Here is a 17,967-nt window from a genome sequence, read left to right as displayed (position 1 = left end):
AGGACACGCCGAGCCCCCGCCGTGTGACATGACCCCGCTCACACCGCCAACCTCAACTTTGAGAACCCACCAACCACGAAACGGGCGGAATAGTGGTTGGTGGGTTCCCAAAGTTGGATTTGGGGTACGAGGGTGATGGCGAGGGATTGGATATTCATCCGGGGCGTGGCATACTCATTCACATGAGCGTGACGGTGGCGGTGGCCGGTGCCAGTGGGTATGCGGGGGGCGAGCTGCTCCGGTTGCTCAGTAGCCACCCGGAGGTGGAGATCGGCGCCCTGACCGCCGGCAGCAACGCCGGTACGGCGCTCGGCGTGCATCACCCGCACCTCGTGCCGCTGGCCGGGCGCATCCTGGTCGAGACCACGGCGGAGAATCTCGCCGGTCACGACGTGGTGTTCCTGGCCCTTCCGCACGGACAGTCCGCCGTCATTGCCGAGCAGCTCGGAGATGACGTCACCGTGATCGACTGCGGCGCGGACTTCCGGCTGACCGACGCCGAGGTGTGGATCGAGTTCTACGGCGGCGAGCACGCCGGCGCGTGGCCGTACGGGCTCCCCGAGCTCCCCGGTCAACGGGACAAGCTCCGCGGGTCGAACCGGGTCGCCGTCCCGGGGTGTTATCCCACCGTCTCCACCTTGGCTCTGCTCCCCGCCGTACAGAACGGGCTCGTCGACCCCACCCAGCTGGTGGTCGTCGCCGTCAGCGGTACGTCGGGCGCGGGCAAGGCCCCGAAGGCACACCTGCTCGGCGCCGAGGTGATGGGATCCGCCTCGGCGTACGGCGTCGGCGGCGTGCATCGCCATACGCCGGAGATCGAGCAGAACCTCACGCCGTACGCCGACGGGCCGGTGAGCGTGTCGTTCACGCCTGTGCTCGCGCCGATGGCTCGCGGCATCCTCGCCACCTGCAGCGCACCGGTTGCCGACGGCACCGACTACGCCGCGCTCCGGAAGGCCTACGAGGACGCGTACGCCGACGAGCCGTTCATCCACCTGCTGCCCGAGGGGCAATGGCCGCAGACGCAGGCCACCCTCGGCGCGAACACCGTGCAGATGCAGATCGCCCTGGACCAGCGCACCGGCCGCGCCGTCGTCGTGGCCGCGATGGACAACCTCACCAAGGGCACCGCCGGCGCCGCCGTGCAGTGCATGAACCTGGCCACCGGTCTCGACGAGACCCTGGCCCTGCCTCTCGTAGGAGTAGCCCCGTGACCCTCGCCGTCACCCCAGCCACTCAAGTCGATCGGAGCGCCGGGGTCACCGCGCCGGCCGGTTTCCGAGCGGCCGGGGTGATCGCCGGGATCAAACCAGCCGGTACGCCGGACCTCACCGTCGTGGTCAACGACGGCCCCGCCGACGTCGCAGCCGGCGTCTTCACCACCAACAAGGTGAAGGCCGCGCCGGTGCTGTGGTCGCAGCAGGTCCTGACTGCCGGCAAGCTGAAGGCCGTCGTCCTCAACTCCGGCGGCGCGAACGCCTGCACCGGACCCGAGGGTTTCCAGGACACGCACAAGACCGCCGAGAAGCTGGCGTCCGTGCTCGGAGTCGGGGCGGCCGAGATCGGCGTCTGCTCGACAGGTCTGATCGGCGAGCGGCTTCCCATGTCCGCGCTGCTTCCGGGAATCGATGCAGCTGTCGCGGCACTCGGTGACGACGCAGCGGCAGGTCTCGCCGCGGCGACCGCGGTCATGACGACCGACAACGTGCCGAAGCAGGCTGTGCTCAGGCACCCGGACGGCTGGAGCATCGGCGGGTTCGCGAAGGGCGCCGGGATGTGCGCGCCGAACATGGCCACGATGCTCAGCGTGATCACCACCGACGCCGCCCTCGACCAGCCGCACCTCGACCACGCGCTGCGGAACGCGGTCGGCAAGACCTTCAACCGGCTCGACGTCGACGGCGGTACGTCGACCAACGACACCGTCCTGCTGCTCAGCTCGGGCGCGTCCGGCGTCACGGTCACCCCCGAGGAGTTCGAGACGGCCCTCACGGCCCTGGCTGCTGACCTGGTGAAGCAGTTGCAGGCCGACGCCGAGGGCGTCACCAAGCACGTGAGCATCACGGTGCAGGGCGCCGCGACCGAGGCGGAGGCGCTGGCCGCCGCCAAGATCGTTGCCGAGGACAACCTGTGCAAGACCGCGTTCTTCGCCTCCGACCCGAACTGGGGCCGGATCGCGATGGCGGTCGGCAACGCCCCGACCGCGTTCGACCCGTCGCTGCTCGACATCACCCTGAACGGCGCTGCCATCTGTGTCGCCGGTGGCAAGGGCGTCGACCGCTCCGAGGCGGACCTCAGCGGCCTCGAGATCGACGTGGTGATCGACCTGCACGCCGGCCCTGCGTCGGCGACCGTCCTCACCACGGACCTCTCGCACGCGTACGTCGAAGAGAACTCGGCGTACTCCTCATGATCTTCCCGGAAGCGGTCGAGAAGGCCGCCGTACTGACCGAGGCCCTGCCGTGGCTGAAGCAGTTCCACGGGAAGACCGTCGTGGTGAAGTACGGCGGGAACGCGATGGTCGACGAGAAACTCAAGAGAGCGTTTGCCGAGGACATCGTCTTTCTCCGGTACGCCGGGGTGCGGGTCGTCGTCGTCCACGGCGGCGGACCGCAGATCAGCGACATGCTCGGCCGGCTCGGCATCGACAGCGAGTTCCGCGGCGGGCTCCGGGTCACCACGCCCGAGGCCATGGACGTCGTCGGCATGGTGCTGGTCGGCAAGGTCGGCCGGGAACTGGTCGGGCTGCTGAACGCGCACGGCCCGTTCGCGGTCGGGATGTCCGGTGAGGACGCGGGCCTGTTCACCGCGGAACGCCGTACGGCGCTGGTCGACGGCGAGCAGGTCGACATCGGGCTGGTCGGAGACGTGGTCGAGGTGCGGCCGGAGGCTGTGGTCGACCTGATCGACGCCGGCCGGATCCCGGTGGTATCGACGATCGCGCCGGACGAGGACGGGCAGGCGCACAACGTGAACGCGGACACAGCGGCCGCGGCGCTGGCTTCGGCGCTCGGTGCCGAGAAGCTCGTCGTACTGACCGACGTGGCCGGGCTCTACCGGAACTGGCCGGACAGCGACGACATCATCACCCAGATCGACACCAACGAACTCGCGGAGTTGCTGCCGTCCCTGGCGTCCGGCATGGTGCCGAAGATGGAAGCCTGCCTGCGAGCGGTCGAATCCGGTGTCTCCCGAGCCACCGTCATCGACGGCCGCGTGCCGCACTCCTTGCTGCTGGAAATCTTCACCGACGCCGGAAGTGGAACCCAGGTGATCCCGTCATGACCGAACTGCTGACCGTCGACGGCACGCAGGCCGCGCTCGCCGAGCGGTACTCCGGTGCGCTGATGAACACGTTCGGCGCGCCGAAGCGGGTGCTGGTCCGCGGTGAGGGCGCGTACCTGTGGGATGCCGACGGCAACAAGTACCTCGACCTTCTCGGCGGGCTCGCGGTGAACTGCCTCGGGCACGCGCATCCGTTCGTGGTGTCCGCGGTGACGTCGCAGCTCGCCACCCTCGGCCACGTCTCGAACTTCTTCGCCTCCGCGCCGCAGATCGCGCTGGCCGAGAAGCTGCTCGGCCTCTTCGACGTCCCCGGCAAGGTGTTCTTCACGAACTCCGGCACCGAGGCGAACGAGGCCGCGTTCAAGATCACCCGGCGCACCGGGCGGACCAAGATCGTCTCCACTGTCGGTGCCTTCCACGGGCGGTCGATGGGCGCGCTCGCGATCACCTGGAAGCCGGCGTACCGGGAGGCCTTCGCGCCGCTGCCGGGCGACGTCGAGTTCGTCCCGTACGGCGATGCGGAGGCGCTGGCCGCGGCGGTCGACGACCAGACCGCGGCCGTGGTGCTCGAGCCGATCCAGGGCGAGAACGGCGTCGTCGTACCGCCGGCCGGATACCTGCAGGCGGCGCGGCGGATCACGTCCGAGCACGGCGCGCTGCTGTGGATCGACGAGATCCAGACCGGGATCGGGCGGACCGGGACCTGGTTCGCCTACGAGGCCGACGGGATCACGCCGGACCTGGTGACGGTTGCGAAGGGGCTCGGGGCCGGGATCCCGATCGGTGCGTGCATCGGTCTCGGCGCGGCCGCGGACCTCCTGCAGCCGGGGAACCACGGGACCACGTTCGGCGGCAACCCTGTTGCGGCGATCGCCGGGCTGGCGGTGCTGACCGTGATCGAGCGGGACGGCCTGCTCGCCCAGGTGAATGCCGTCGGCAACCACCTCGCGTCGTCGATCATCGCGCTCGACCACCCGCTGATCGCGGGTGTTCGCGGTCGCGGGCTGCTGCTCGCGATCCAGCTGACCAAGCCGGTCTCGGACCAGGTCGCGGCGTTGGCGCTGGAGGCCGGGTTCGTGGTGAACAATCCGATCCCGGACGCGTTGCGGCTGGCACCGCCGTACATCCTCAGCAAGGCTGATGCGGACAGTTTCGTCGCAGCCCTTCCGGGGCTGCTCGACAAGGTGGAGGCGTAATGACCGTCAGGCACTTCTTGCGGGACGACGACCTGTCGCCGGTCGAGCAGGACGAAGTACTGACGCTCGCCGCGCAGCTCGCTGAGGACCGGCACGGGCACAAGCCGCTCGAGGGGCCGAAGACCGTGGCGGTGATCTTCGACAAGACGTCGACGCGGACGCGGATCTCGTTCACGGTCGGCATCTCGGAGCTGGGCGGCGTACCGATGGTCATCGACGCGCAGACCTCGCAGCTCGGTCGTGGTGAGCCGATCGCGGACACCGCGCGGGTGCTGGACCGGCAGGTCGCGGCGATCGTGTGGCGGACGTTCGGTCAGGCGCGGATCGAGGAGATGGCGGCCGCATCGTCGGTGCCGGTCGTGAACGCGCTGACCGACGAGTTCCACCCGTGCCAGATCCTCGCCGACCTGCAGACCGTGCGGCAGCACAAGGGGTCGACGGCCGGGCTGAAGCTGGTCTACCTGGGCGACGGCGCCAACAACATGGCCAACTCGTACCTGCTGGGCGGCGCGACCGCCGGCATGCACGTCGTGATCGGTTCGCCCGCGAACTACCAGCCGGACCCGGACGTCCTGGTGAGCGCCGCGGCGATCGCCGAGACGACCGGGGGATCGGTCGCCTGGACGGAGGACGCGATCGCGGCCGTCGACGGTGCCGATGTCGTTGCCACCGACACCTGGGTGTCGATGGGACAGGAGTCCGAGGCGGGCGACCGTGAGGCGCCGTTCGTGCCGTACGCCGTGACAGAGCAACTGCTCGGCAAGGCGAAGCCGGATGCGATCGTCCTGCACTGCCTGCCCGCCTATCGTGGCAAGGAGATCGAGGCGGCCGTGATCGACGGACCGCAGTCGGTCGTCTGGGACGAGGCCGAGAACCGGCTGCACGCGCAGAAGGCGCTGCTGTCGTGGCTGTTGGCAAGGAGCTTTCAGGGATGAGCATCGCCGTACCGACCACCAAGACCGCGCGGCAGCAGCGGATCGTCGATCTGCTCGGGCGGCAGCCGGTGCGGTCGCAGACCGAGCTGGCTGACCTGCTCGCCGCGTCGGGGCTGGTGGTCGGTCAGGCGACCCTGTCACGGGACCTGGTCGAGATCGGTGCGGTGAAGGTCCGCGACTCGTCCGGCCAGCTCGTGTACGCCGTACCAGGTGAAGGCGGTGACCGTACGCCGCGTGCCGGTGAGGCTGCCGCGTTCGAGGCCCGGCTGGCCCGAGTGGCCTCCGAGCTGCTCGTGTCGGCGGAGGGCAGCGCCAACCTGGTCATCCTGCGAACCCCGCCGGGGGCGGCCCAGTACTTCGCGTCGGCGATCGACCACGTGGGCCTGGACGACGTCCTCGGCACCATCGCCGGCGACGACACCGTCATGGTCGTCTCCCGCAACCCCATCGGCGGCGAGGCCCTCGCCACCCGTTTCCTGTCCCTCGCAGCCCGCGAACCGAAGTAGAGGAAGTGTTTTGAGTACTGGAGAGAGCGGCGCGCGGGAATCGGCGTTGTGGGGAGCCCGGTTCTCGGGTGGGCCTGCTGATGCGTTGGCGGCGTTGAGTAAGTCGACGGACTTCGACTGGCGGCTGGCGCCGTACGACATCGCGGGGTCGAAGGCGCACGCCAAGGTGCTGCATCGCGCGGGTCTGCTGACGGACGAGGACCTGGCCGCGATGCTGGACGGTCTCGACGCGCTGCTGGCCGACGTACTGTCCGGAGAGTTCCTCCCTGCTGCGGAGGACGAGGATGTGCACACGGCGCTCGAGCACGGTCTGCTCGTTCGGCTCGGTGCCGAGCTGGGTGGGCGGCTGCGTGCGGGCCGGTCGCGGAACGACCAGGTCGCCACGCTGTTCAAGAGCTACCTGCGCGAGCACGGCCGGATCATCGGCCGGTTGCTGCTGGAGCAGGTGAACACGCTGGCGGATCAGGCCGAGCGGCATCTGGGTGTGGCGATGCCGGGGCGGACGCATCTGCAGCACGCGCAGCCGGTTCTGCTGTCGCATCATCTGCTCGCGCATGCCTGGCCGCTGATCCGGGACCTGGATCGGCTCGCCGACTGGGACGCTCGGGTTGCCACGGATTCGCCGTACGGCTCCGGGGCTCTGGCCGGGAGCTCGCTGGGGCTGGATCCGCAGTTCGTCGCTGTTGAGCTCGGGTTCACGAACTCCTCGGCGAACTCGATCGACGGGACGTCCTCGCGGGACTTCGTCGCGGAGTTCGCGTTCGTCACCGCGCAGATCGGGGTCGACCTGTCCCGGCAGGCCGAAGAGGTGATCCTCTGGGCGACGAAGGAGTTCGGGTTCGTCGAACTGGACGACGCGTTCTCGACCGGGTCGAGCATCATGCCGCAGAAGAAGAACCCGGACATCGCCGAGCTCGCCCGTGGCAAGGCCGGGCGGCTGATCGGGAACCTGAGCGGTCTGCTGGCGACGCTGAAGGCGCAGCCGCTCGCCTACAACCGGGACCTGCAGGAGGACAAGGAGCCGGTCTTCGACTCCATCGACACCCTCGAGGTGCTGCTGCCCGCGTTCACCGGGATGATCCACACGCTGCGCTTCAACGCCGACCGCCTGGAGGAGCTGGCGCCGCAGGGCTTCTCGCTGGCGACCGACATCGCCGAGTGGCTGGTCCGCCAGAAGGTTCCGTTCCGGGTCGCGCACGAACTGGCCGGCGCCTGCGTCCAGGAGTGCGAGAAGCGCGGCATCGAACTCTGGGACCTGACTGACGCGGACCTCGCTGCCATCTCGCCGGATCTGACGCCGGAGGTGCGCTCGGTCCTGACGGTCGAAGGGTCGCTCGCCTCGCGGAACACCCGCGGCGGCACGGCGCAGGAGCGGGTCACCGAACAACTCGCGGAACTGCGGACCCGGGCAGGGGAGCACAGCACCCGCCTCGCCTAAAGTGCTGCGCATGCGCCGTTCGCTGCTGGCTGGTCCTGTGCTGGAGGTGGCGCCCAGGTTGTTGGGGACGGTGCTGCGCAGCACCACCCCCGAGGGGACGGTCGCGGTTCGGTTGACCGAGGTCGAGGCGTACGACGGACCGACCGACCCCGGCTCGCACGCGTACCGGGGTCAAACGCCCCGCAACGCGGTGATGTTCGGCCCGGCCGGCTTCCTGTACGTGTACTTCACCTACGGCATGCACTTCTGCATGAACGTCGTCGCCGGCCCGGAAGGACAGCCGTCAGCTGTCCTCCTCCGCGCCGGCGAGGTGATCGAAGGCATCGAGCTGGCCCGCCTCCGCCGCAACCAACCCGCCTCGAAGAAATCCGATCGCGATCTTGCGCGCGGGCCGGCTCGGTTGTGCGTTGCCCTCGGCATCGGACGTGAAGGCAACGGCACCGACCTGCTCGCGAAGAACTCATCTATCGAGCTGCTCAAGGGCCCCGGTTTCGACGGCGAACCCGCCACCGGCCCACGTGTCGGCCTGCGGGAGGCAGCCGACCGCCCATGGCGCTTCTGGATCCCGGACGAACCGACCGTCTCGACGTACCGCCCGCACGTCCCGAAGAAGCGCTCCTAGCCGGCGGGCTTCTGGTCGACCTTGATGGCGTAGCTCGCGCTCTTCGCTTCCTTGTCGTAGGACGAGATGGTCGCGGTCAGTCCGTACTTCGAGGTACCCGCTCGCAGCTCGCAGCGGACGGACTCGCCGGCCTCCGCCTTCACCTTTCCGGGGCAGGTCACCGAGTCGGGCCGCTTGCCCACCGACTTCTCCAGCGCGTCGGTGATGCCCTTCTCGAGGGTCTCCTTCGAGATGGACGGATCGCCGAAACTCACCGAACACCCGGTCAGGGTCACCAAGACGCAGGCGGCGCTTGCCAGGGCGGTTCGAACAGCCAGCAACATTGACACGGTCTCCTTGAGGGTCTACACCGATGCTGATCGCGTGATAGCGCTTCAGTTTCGAATTCAGATGAGACGGATGCTCGACCGTAGAGCTCGACGGTGACAGCTCGCTGCCCGTACTCCGCCCGTACCTCGGCGATCCCCGGAGGCGGGCCTCCTAGCGGTTCGCCAGCTCGAGCACGTAGTCCAGCTGCGGCAACCCGTGCTCCACCTCCGGATCGGGGAACAGCCCGACGTGCTGCACTCCGGCCGCCTCCAGCGTCTCCACATGCGCGGCTGCGTCGTCGAGGGTCCCGATCGCCCCGATTGCGGTCCACCAGTCGCTCGGCATCCCCACCAGGCCCGCCTCGCCCGACGCGTCGTACAGCTTCTTCATCTCGTCGAAGAACGGCAGCGCGGTCAGCTGCGGTGGCCGCTCGCCGATCCGCCACCCGAGCCACGGCGCGGTCCACTCGTACGCCGTCTTGCGGTCCGGGCGCACGCACATCGCCGCGAACACCGCGACCACGAACCCCTCGGGCGATCCGGCGTACTCCACCGACTGACGCACGTACGGCGCGGTCGCCGGCTCGGCCAGCACGACGCCGCCCGCGACCCGCCCGGCGAGCGCCATCGACTTCGGGCCCTGGACACCGAGCAGGATCGGCGGGGCCTCGGCCGGCGGCGCGTCCAGCTTCACCTTGTCGAGGAAGACCGTCTTGCCCTCGAAGCTGACCTCCTCGCCGGCGAGCAGCCGGGTGACGCTGGTGGTCACTTCCTCGAGCGCAGTCAGCGGAGACTTCGGCCGGACCCCCATCTGGCCCATCCACGACTGCACGCCATGACCGATGCCGGGCAGGAACCTCCCCGGGCCGAGCGCGTCCAGCGTCGCGAACTCCATCGCGGTCACCGCCGCCGTGCGGGCGACGGCGGGCACGATCCCGAGCCCGACGGTCAGCCGCTCGGTCGACGTCAGCGCGGCCGACACCAATGACGGGCCGGCCGTGAAGAAGCAGTCCTCGATGATCCACAGCTCGTCCGCGCCACCACGGTCGAGTCGCCGAGCCACGTCGGTGACGAGCGCGGCCGGGTAGGTACGCGGGAAGCACATTCCGAGAGCGGTCATGGGGAGACGGTAGGGGAGAGCACCGACAGTTCGTGACGGACGGGTCAAAGGTGTCCGCGGACCGCGAGGGAGGACGACTAGCGGCCCGTGCTGCGGGTAGGTTTCTGGTATGGCCCGTCCGCACTACTCGTCCCGTCTCGAGGACTGGTTCAACCTCGGGGTTGCGACGGTACTTCGGCGTCGTGGCTGGCAGGAGCGGATCATCCCGCAGGTCGGATACGGCAACACGGAGTTCGTCCGGGTGCTGGCCCGCGTCGTGCTCGGACGCGATCCCCGCAATCAGCCGCGGTACGACGAGGACCAGGTGATGCGTGGCTGGCGCGTGTTCGTGACCGCGCCGGCGACCAAGGTGCCGGTGACGGTGATCGTCGGCGGGCAGACGTTCGACGCGGTGACCGATCGCGGCGGGTTCATCGACCTCAACGTGCCGGTGGTGCTGCCGCCGGGGTGGCACGAGATCGTCCTGGGCGTCCACGGCGACCGGCAGGCGCGGGCGCGGATCTTCGTCCCGGACCCGGAGGCCACGTTCGGTCTGGTCAGCGACATCGACGACACGGTGATCCTGACGATGCTGCCGCGTCCGATGATCGCGGCCTGGAACACGTTCGTCCGCGACGAGCAGGCGCGTCGCGTCGTACCAGGTATGGCCGGTCTGTACGAGGAGTTGCTGGCGGACCACCCGGGCGCTCCCATGTTCTACCTGTCCACAGGAGCGTGGAACACGGCGCCGACGCTGACCCGTTTCCTCGAACGGCACGGGTATCCGCCGGGGCCGTTGCTGATGACGGACTGGGGACCGACCAACACCGGCTGGTTCCGCAGCGGCCAGGAGCACAAGCGGACCGCCCTACGCCGGCTCGCGCGAGAGTTCCCCAACGTGCGCTGGGTGCTGGTCGGTGACGACGGCCAGCACGACCCCCAGCTGTACGGCGACTTCGCGCAGACGCATCCGGACCACGTGCTCGCCATCGGCATCCGCCAGCTCACCCCGGCCGAGCAGGTCCTGTCGCACGGTCTGCCGGTCCCTAACCCGGACCCTGGTGCCCACGACCCACACCGGCCGACTGCTGTGACGGTGCAAGGGCCGGACGGACATGCCCTCCGTCCACAGCTCCGCTCGGTGCTGACGCGTCCCGAACCCACCTGAGTCGCCTCACCTCGTCGTACAGGACACTAGTACCGACCGACGTACTCGAGGAGAGAACTAGTGACCGAACGCCGCACTCAGGTGCTTGACGACCTGGAGAGCCGTGGCCTGATCGCCCACTCCACCGATCCGGATGCCCTCCGGGCCTCGATGGCGGCGGGACCGATCACCTCGTATGTCGGCTTCGACCCCACCGCGCCCAGCCTGCACATGGGCAACCTGCTGCAGCTGCTGACGCTGCGACGGCTCCAGCTGGCCGGCCACAACCCGATCGGGCTCGTTGGCGGCGCCACCGGGTTGATCGGTGACCCGAAGGAGACGTCCGAGCGGGTGCTGAACCCGAAGGACATCGTCCACGAGTGGGTCGAGAAGGTCCGCGGCCAGGTGGAGAAGTTCGTCGACTTCGACGAGTCCCTGCCGAACCCGGCCCGGATCGTCAACAACTACGAGTGGACGAAGGACCTCAACACGCTCGACTTCCTGCGGGACATCGGGAAGCACTTCCCGGTGAACCGGATGCTCGGCCGCGAGGTGGTGAAGGCGCGGTTGGAGCAGGGGATCAGCTACACGGAGTTCAGCTACGTGCTGCTGCAGTCGCTGGACTTCCTGGAGCTGTACCGGCGGCACAACTGCACGCTGCAGACCGGTGGCAGCGACCAGTGGGGGAACCTGACGGCGGGTGTCGAGCTCATCCGTCGTAGCGAGTCCGGCAAGGCGCACGCGCTGGCGACGCCGCTGGTGACCAAAGCCGACGGGACGAAGTTCGGGAAGACCGAGTCCGGGACGGTGTGGCTGGACCGGGAGCTGACGACGCCGTACGCGTTCTACCAGTTCTGGTTCAACAGCGACGACCGCGACGTGATGCAGCTGGTGCGGTTCTACACGTTCCGTACGGCGGAGGAGCTGGCCGCTCTCGAGCAGGCGACCGCGGAACGGCCACAGGCACGGGAAGCGCAACGGGTGCTGGCTGAGGACGTGACGACCTTGGTCCATGGGGCCGAGGAGACTCGACGTGTGCAGGAGGCCTCTAGGGCCTTGTTCGGCCAGGGGGAGCTTGGGGCACTGGACGGCTCCACTCTCGTGGCAGCACTACGCGAAGCACCGCATGTGGAGCTGGGCTCCGGCGAACCGATGCCGACGTACGGCGACCTGCTGGTGAAGTCCGGCCTGGTGGCGAGTAAGTCGGCCGCACGGCGGACGGTCGCCGAAGGTGGCGCGTACCTGAACAACGAGAAGGTGAAGGACGCGGAGTACGTGCCGGCCGCGGAGGACCTGCTGCCGGGTGGCGTGCTGGTGCTGCGTCGCGGGAAGCGTTCATTTGCAGGGGTTCTGGCGTCACCGGCGCAGGGCTGACCTAGAGCTGACGCAGGGCTGACGGCTCCGGTGTGGGGGTGGGCTCCACTCCCACAACGGGGTTGCCGAAGGCAAATTACAAGCCTGTGATTCAGCACACCGGGGGCCGATTTGACCGGTCACCTGCGGGCCACGTAATGTTCTTCTTGTTGGAGCGAAGCGCAGGACGCGAAAGCGGCCGGCCGCTCCGAACCCCCCAAGGCTAGAGCAGCCGAAACGTGTCCTCGGACTCGGGTCGGCCGACTGGACGCGGGTGGAGGGTCAGAAAAATTGAGTCTTGACTCGGTGGATCTGGTCCGGTAAAGTAACGCAGGTTGCCCCGGGAGCCTGGCTGCAAGGCCAAGCTGCGGTGTGCGTCCGATTCTTGAGAACTCAACAGCGTGCCGAAAGTCAATGCCGAAATTGAAGTATCCCCGTTCACAGGCATTTGATGGCTTTTCTACCCTGGTCTCTTCGAGATTTTGGGTGGTTGGTTGTCTTGTTCTGTGGCGGATTCCTTTGAAATTAATACGGATGACAAGTCAGTTTGATTGTTTCTGATTCAAAGGATCACTCGATGTGTCGACTATCCGGTCTTTGACTGGTTGTCATATTTTTCAACGGAGAGTTTGATCCTGGCTCAGGACGAACGCTGGCGGCGTGCTTAACACATGCAAGTCGAGCGGTAAGGCCCCTTCGGGGGTACACGAGCGGCGAACGGGTGAGTAACACGTGAGCAACCTACCCTCAACTTTGGGATAAGCCTCGGAAACGGGGTCTAATACCGGATAATACTGGCCGCCTCATGGTGGTTGGTTGAAAGTTCTGGCGGTTGGGGATGGGCTCGCGGCCTATCAGCTTGTTGGTGGGGTAATGGCCTACCAAGGCGTCGACGGGTAGCCGGCCTGAGAGGGCGACCGGCCACACTGGGACTGAGACACGGCCCAGACTCCTACGGGAGGCAGCAGTGGGGAATATTGCGCAATGGACGAAAGTCTGACGCAGCAACGCCGCGTGAGGGATGACGGCCTTCGGGTTGTAAACCTCTTTCAGCAGGGACGAAGCGAGAGTGACGGTACCTGCAGAAGAAGGACCGGCCAACTACGTGCCAGCAGCCGCGGTAATACGTAGGGTCCGAGCGTTGTCCGGAATTATTGGGCGTAAAGGGCTCGTAGGCGGTTCGTCACGTCGGGAGTGAAAACTCGGGGCTTAACCCCGAGCCTGCTTCCGATACGGGCAGACTAGAGGTAGGCAGGGGAGAGCGGAACTCCTGGTGTAGCGGTGGAATGCGCAGATATCAGGAAGAACACCGGTGGCGAAGGCGGCTCTCTGGGCCTTACCTGACGCTGAGGAGCGAAAGCGTGGGTAGCGAACAGGATTAGATACCCTGGTAGTCCACGCCGTAAACGTTGGGCGCTAGGTGTGGGGGACATTCCACGTCCTCCGTGCCGCAGCTAACGCATTAAGCGCCCCGCCTGGGGAGTACGGCCGCAAGGCTAAAACTCAAAGGAATTGACGGGGGCCCGCACAAGCGGCGGAGCATGCGGATTAATTCGATGCAACGCGAAGAACCTTACCTGGGTTTGACATATAGGGAAATCCTCCAGAGATGGGGGGTCCGTAAGGGTCCTATACAGGTGGTGCATGGCTGTCGTCAGCTCGTGTCGTGAGATGTTGGGTTAAGTCCCGCAACGAGCGCAACCCTCGTCCTATGTTGCCAGCACGCCCTTCGGGGTGGTGGGGACTCATAGGAGACTGCCGGGGTCAACTCGGAGGAAGGTGGGGATGACGTCAAGTCATCATGCCCCTTATGTCCAGGGCTTCACGCATGCTACAATGGCCGGTACAAAGGGCTGCGATACCGCAAGGTGGAGCGAATCCCAAAAAGCCGGTCTCAGTTCGGATTGGGGTCTGCAACTCGACCCCATGAAGTCGGAGTCGCTAGTAATCGCAGATCAGCAACGCTGCGGTGAATACGTTCCCGGGCCTTGTACACACCGCCCGTCACGTCATGAAAGTCGGCAACACCCGAAGCCGGTGGCCTAACCCTTGTGGAGGGAGCCGTCGAAGGTGGGGCTGGCGATTAGGACGAAGTCGTAACAAGGTAGCCGTACCGGAAGGTGCGGCTGGATCACCTCCTTTCTAAGGAGCATTCGGCGCCGGCTCTTAGAGTCCGGTGCCTATTCATCACTGCTTGAGCGTTCGTCTCGAGGTGATGGTGCTTCGGAATGTGGAACATTGACCATTAGGTGCGAAGCGAAGTCATGGAAGTTAGTACTGCTGACACTCTTTCGGGGGTGTGGGCGTGGAACGCGGAGATGGCTGGGTGGAGCACCGAGGCGCGCTGTTGGGTCCTGAGGAATCGGGCCTGGCCAACGAACCTGAGGGTTCGGGGGTTGGGGCTGTTTCTTCTGGGTCACGGATGCATGGATCTTTGCGGATCGTGTGTGTTTGGTGGCTGGGGCCGGCTCTCATCAAACCGTTGGTGTGGGTGTTCTGGACTGGGTGGGTTGTTTCCCTGGGCTGGATACTCGAGGACCGATAGGTGATGGTTGTGGGGCTGGTGTTCCTGCCCGTATTTTGAGAACTGTATAGTGGACGCGAGCATCTTTTGTAGTGTATTTGCGATTTCGGCATGTTTTGTTGATTTTGTGACAAGCTACTAAGGGCAATCGGTGGATGTCTAGGCACCAAGAGCCGATGAAGGACGTTGGAGCCTGCGATAAGCCCCGGGGAGTTGGCAACCGAGCTGTGATCCGGGGGTGTCCGAATGGGGAAACCCAGCTGGCATTCTAAAGCCAGTTACCAGTGCCTGAACACATAGGGTTCTGGAGGGAACGCGGGGAAGTGAAACATCTCAGTACCCGCAGGAAGAGAAAACAATAGTGATTCCGTGAGTAGTGGCGAGCGAAAGCGGATGAGGCTAAACCATGTGCGTGTGATAGCCGGCGTGCGTTGCGCATGTGGGGTTGTGGGAGCATTCGGGTCTTAATGCCGTGAGACCGAAGAGTTATAAATCACTGTTGAAGTCGAATCTTCTGGAATGTTGAGCCGTAGTGGGTTATAGCCCTGTAGGCGTAAGACAGTGACTCTTGAGTGTTTTCCCAAGTAGCACGGGACTCTTGAAATCCCGTGTGAATCTGGCGGGACCACCCGCTAAGCCTAAATACTTCTTGGTGACCGATAGCGGACTAGTACCGTGAGGGAAAGATGAAAAGTACCCCGGGAGGGGAGTGAAATAGTACCTGAAACCGATTGCCTACAATCCGTCGGAGCATGTTCCTTGTGAATGTGTGACGGCGTGCCTTTTGAAGAATGAGCCTGCGAGTTAGTGGTGTGTGGCGAGGTTAACCCGTGTGGGGTAGCCGTAGCGAAAGCGAGTCTGAATAGGGCGCTTTAGTCGCATGCTCTAGACCCGAAGCGGAGTGATCTATCCATGGGCAGGTTGAAGCGCGGGTAAGACCGCGTGGAGGACCGAACCCACCAGGGTTGAAAACCTGGGGGATGACCTGTGGATAGGGGTGAAAGGCCAATCAAACTCCGTGATAGCTGGTTCTCCCCGAAATGCATATAGGTGCAGCGTCGCGTGTTTCTTACCGGAGGTAGAGCACTGGATGGTCTAGGGGGCTTACCGGCTTACCGAAATCAGCCAAACTCCGAATGCCGGTAAGTGAGAGCGCGGCAGTGAGACTGCGGGGGATAAGCTCCGTAGTCGAGAGGGAAACAGCCCAGATCACCAGCTAAGGCCCCTAAGCGATTGCTAAGTGGAAAAGGATGTGGAGTTGCCCAGACAACCAGGAGGTTGGCTTAGAAGCAGCCACCCTTGAAAGAGTGCGTAATAGCTCACTGGTCAAGTGATTCCGCGCCGACAATGTAGCGGGGCTCAAGCAATCCGCCGAAGCTGTGGCATTCATATTATTACTCGGCCAGAACTTGATTCTGGTCCAGGTGTGTGGATGGGTAGGGGAGCGTCGTGCAGCGTGTGAAGCAGCCTAGTGATGGAGTTGTGGATGCTGCACGAGTGAGAATGCAGGCATGAGTAGCGAATGACGGGTGAGAAACCCGTCCGCCGGATGATCAAGGGTTCCAGGGTCAAGCTAATCTGCCCTGGGTAAGTCGGGACCTAAGGCGAGGCCGACAGGCGTAGTCGATGGACAACGGGTTGATATTCCCGTACCGGCATTAACACGACCCGACCGAACCCGCTGATGCTAAGAAACAGAAGTACTGAGACCTTCGGGTTGAGGTGTGGATGTTTTGACCCGAGGTGGTAGTAGGTGCATTGAGGAGTGACGCAGGAGGGTAGTCCAACCGCGGCGATGGTAGGCGCAAGCTGATCCGCGGGCAAGGTGGTAGGGCGAGACATAGGCAAATCCGTGTCTCACATAGCCTGAGAGCCGAGGCGGACCCGTTCAGGGGAAGTGGATGATCCCATGCTGCCGAGAAAAACTTCGCAGTGAGTGTTAGAGCCGCCCGTACCCCAAACCGACACAGGTGATCAGGTAGAGAATACCAAGGCGATCGAGTGAACCATGGTTAAGGAACTCGGCAAAATGCCCCCGTAACTTCGGGAGAAGGGGGACCTGATCCGTTACACCACTTGCTGGTGGAAGCGGTGATGGTCGCAGAGACCAGGCCCAAGCGACTGTTTACTAAAAACACAGGTCCGTGCGAAGAAGTAATTCGATGTATACGGACTGACGCCTGCCCGGTGCTGGAACGTTAAGGGGACAGGTTAGCCGGTTTCGGCCGGCGAAGCTTTGAACTTAAGCGCCAGTAAACGGCGGTGGTAACTATAACCATCCTAAGGTAGCGAAATTCCTTGTCGGGTAAGTTCCGACCTGCACGAATGGCGTAACGACTTGGGCGCTGTCTCAACCATGGACTCGGCGAAATTGCATTACGAGTAAAGATGCTCGTTACGCGCAGCAGGACGGAAAGACCCCGGGACCTTTACTACAACTTGGTATTGGTGGTCGGTACAATTTGTGTAGGATAGGTGGGAGACTGTGAAGCTCGGACGCCAGTTCGGGTGGAGTCATCGTTGAAATACCACTCTGATTGTTCTGGCTGTCTAACTTTGGTCCGTTATCCGGATCAGGGACAGTGCCTGGTGGGTAGTTTGACTGGGGCGGTCGCCTCCTAAAAGGTAACGGAGGCGCTCAAAGGTTCCCTCAGCCTGGTTGGCAATCAGGTGTCGAGTGTAAGTGCACAAGGGAGCTTGACTGTGAGACAGACATGTCGAGCAGGGACGAAAGTCGGAACTAGTGATCCGGCGGTGGCATGTGGGAGCACCGTCGCTCAACGGATAAAAGGTACCCCGGGGATAACAGGCTGATCTTCCCCAAGAGTCCATATCGACGGGATGGTTTGGCACCTCGATGTCGGCTCGTCGCATCCTGGGGCTGGAGTAGGTCCCAAGGGTTGGGCTGTTCGCCCATTAAAGCGGCACGCGAGCTGGGTTTAGAACGTCGTGAGACAGTTCGGTCCCTATCCGCTGCGCGCGCAGGAGACTTGAGAAGGGCTGCCCCTAGTACGAGAGGACCGGGGTGGACGAACCTCTGGTGTGCCAGTTGTTCCGCCAGGAGCACGGCTGGTTGGCTACGTTCGGGAGTGATAACCGCTGAAAGCATCTAAGCGGGAAGCACGCTTCAAGATGAGGTCTCCCACCGGGTTAACCGGGTAAGGCCCCCAGTAGACCACTGGGTTGATAGGCCAGAGGTGGAAGCGCCGCAAGGTGTGGAGCTGACTGGTACTAATAGGCCGAGGGCTTGTCACACACACCCACCCCTAGGGGTTGGGTACTCAACGACCATTGCCGGTCGCAAGCCTGCGCTACAAGTAACGATGTTCGCGTTCACTGTACGGTTCCCGGAATACGGTCAAACCCCAGCAACCAAACCCGAGAGGGTTTGTGGCTAGCAGTCCGGTTTGATTGATATTTCTATAGAGTTTCGGTGGCCATAGCGTCGGGGAAACACCCAGTCTCCATTCCGAACCTGGAAGTTAAGCCCGCCAGCGCCGATGGTACTGCGACCGGGAGGTCGTGGGAGAGTAGGACGCCGCCGGACATTCACA

The 17,967-nt window shown here is 64.8% G+C and carries 12 protein-coding genes and 3 rRNA genes; 13 read left to right on the top strand and 2 right to left on the bottom strand.

Going from position 1 to position 17,967, the window contains the following annotated elements:
* The first annotated feature begins 182 nt into the window (after nt 1-182).
* From argC to OHB24_RS00040, 8 genes are read left to right on the top strand one after another with little or no spacing between them, the layout of a single operon-like run.
* Nucleotides 183-1,214, top strand: coding sequence for an N-acetyl-gamma-glutamyl-phosphate reductase (gene argC, locus OHB24_RS00075; RefSeq protein ID WP_327636819.1), 1,032 nt, complete (start codon nt 183-185; stop codon nt 1,212-1,214).
* Nucleotides 1,211-2,413: a bifunctional glutamate N-acetyltransferase/amino-acid acetyltransferase ArgJ gene (gene argJ, locus OHB24_RS00070; protein WP_327636818.1), complete on the top strand. Its 1,203-nt coding sequence runs from the start codon at nt 1,211-1,213 to the stop codon at nt 2,411-2,413. The genes argC and argJ overlap by 4 nt, the downstream gene beginning before the upstream one ends.
* Nucleotides 2,410-3,285 (top strand): acetylglutamate kinase, encoded by an 876-nt coding sequence (argB, locus tag OHB24_RS00065; protein ID WP_327636817.1) that lies wholly within the window; start codon nt 2,410-2,412, stop codon nt 3,283-3,285. The genes argJ and argB overlap by 4 nt, the downstream gene beginning before the upstream one ends.
* Nucleotides 3,282-4,481 (top strand): acetylornithine transaminase, encoded by a 1,200-nt coding sequence (locus OHB24_RS00060; RefSeq protein ID WP_327636816.1) that lies wholly within the window; start codon nt 3,282-3,284, stop codon nt 4,479-4,481. Before argB ends, OHB24_RS00060 begins: the two co-directional genes overlap by 4 nt.
* Complete coding sequence (gene argF / locus OHB24_RS00055) at nt 4,481-5,416, top strand: ornithine carbamoyltransferase (RefSeq protein WP_327636815.1); 936 nt, start codon at nt 4,481-4,483, stop codon at nt 5,414-5,416. Before OHB24_RS00060 ends, argF begins: the two co-directional genes overlap by 1 nt.
* The gene (locus tag OHB24_RS00050) at nt 5,413-5,922 is read left to right on the top strand and encodes an arginine repressor (protein WP_327636814.1); all 510 of its coding nucleotides are present in this window, start codon (nt 5,413-5,415) and stop codon (nt 5,920-5,922) included. Before argF ends, OHB24_RS00050 begins: the two co-directional genes overlap by 4 nt.
* Nucleotides 5,923-5,932: 10 nt before the next feature.
* Nucleotides 5,933-7,360, top strand: a complete 1,428-nt coding sequence (argH, locus tag OHB24_RS00045) for an argininosuccinate lyase (RefSeq protein ID WP_327636813.1) — start codon at nt 5,933-5,935, stop codon at nt 7,358-7,360.
* Nucleotides 7,361-7,370: 10 nt separating this feature from the next.
* A complete protein-coding gene (locus OHB24_RS00040) occupies nt 7,371-7,982 on the top strand; it encodes a DNA-3-methyladenine glycosylase (RefSeq protein ID WP_327636812.1) in 612 nt (203 codons plus the stop codon).
* Here OHB24_RS00040 and OHB24_RS00035 read toward each other — a convergent pair.
* Nucleotides 7,979-8,305: a DUF4333 domain-containing protein gene (locus OHB24_RS00035; protein WP_327636811.1), complete on the bottom strand. Its 327-nt coding sequence runs from the start codon at nt 8,303-8,305 to the stop codon at nt 7,979-7,981. The two genes, OHB24_RS00040 and OHB24_RS00035, sit on opposite strands and share 4 nt — an antisense overlap.
* A 157-nt stretch (nt 8,306-8,462) precedes the next feature.
* Nucleotides 8,463-9,410: an LLM class flavin-dependent oxidoreductase gene (locus OHB24_RS00030; protein WP_327636810.1), complete on the bottom strand. Its 948-nt coding sequence runs from the start codon at nt 9,408-9,410 to the stop codon at nt 8,463-8,465.
* Nucleotides 9,411-9,519: 109 nt separating this feature from the next.
* On the opposite strand from OHB24_RS00030, the gene OHB24_RS00025 reads away from it, so the two are divergent.
* The 5 genes from OHB24_RS00025 (at nt 9,520) to rrf (ending at nt 17,960) form a co-directional block, all read left to right on the top strand.
* Nucleotides 9,520-10,557 (top strand): App1 family protein, encoded by a 1,038-nt coding sequence (locus OHB24_RS00025; RefSeq protein WP_327636809.1) that lies wholly within the window; start codon nt 9,520-9,522, stop codon nt 10,555-10,557.
* A gap of 60 nt (nt 10,558-10,617) precedes the next feature.
* Nucleotides 10,618-11,910 (top strand): tyrosine--tRNA ligase, encoded by a 1,293-nt coding sequence (tyrS, locus tag OHB24_RS00020; protein ID WP_327636807.1) that lies wholly within the window; start codon nt 10,618-10,620, stop codon nt 11,908-11,910.
* A gap of 596 nt (nt 11,911-12,506) precedes the next feature.
* Nucleotides 12,507-14,031: ribosomal RNA gene (locus tag OHB24_RS00015) — 16S ribosomal RNA — on the top strand.
* A gap of 510 nt (nt 14,032-14,541) precedes the next feature.
* Nucleotides 14,542-17,668: ribosomal RNA gene (locus tag OHB24_RS00010) — 23S ribosomal RNA — on the top strand.
* Between the two features lie 174 nt (nt 17,669-17,842).
* Nucleotides 17,843-17,960, top strand: a 5S ribosomal RNA gene (gene rrf / locus OHB24_RS00005).
* Together the 16S, 23S and 5S rRNA genes form the textbook arrangement of a ribosomal RNA operon.
* Nucleotides 17,961-17,967: the final 7 nt, after the last annotated feature.

The organism is Kribbella sp. NBC_00482, from assembly GCF_036013725.1.
GTDB lineage: Bacteria > Actinomycetota > Actinomycetes > Propionibacteriales > Kribbellaceae > Kribbella.
The sequence above is the reverse complement of the archived record's forward strand: the minus strand, read 5'-3'. Positions and strand labels throughout refer to the sequence as shown.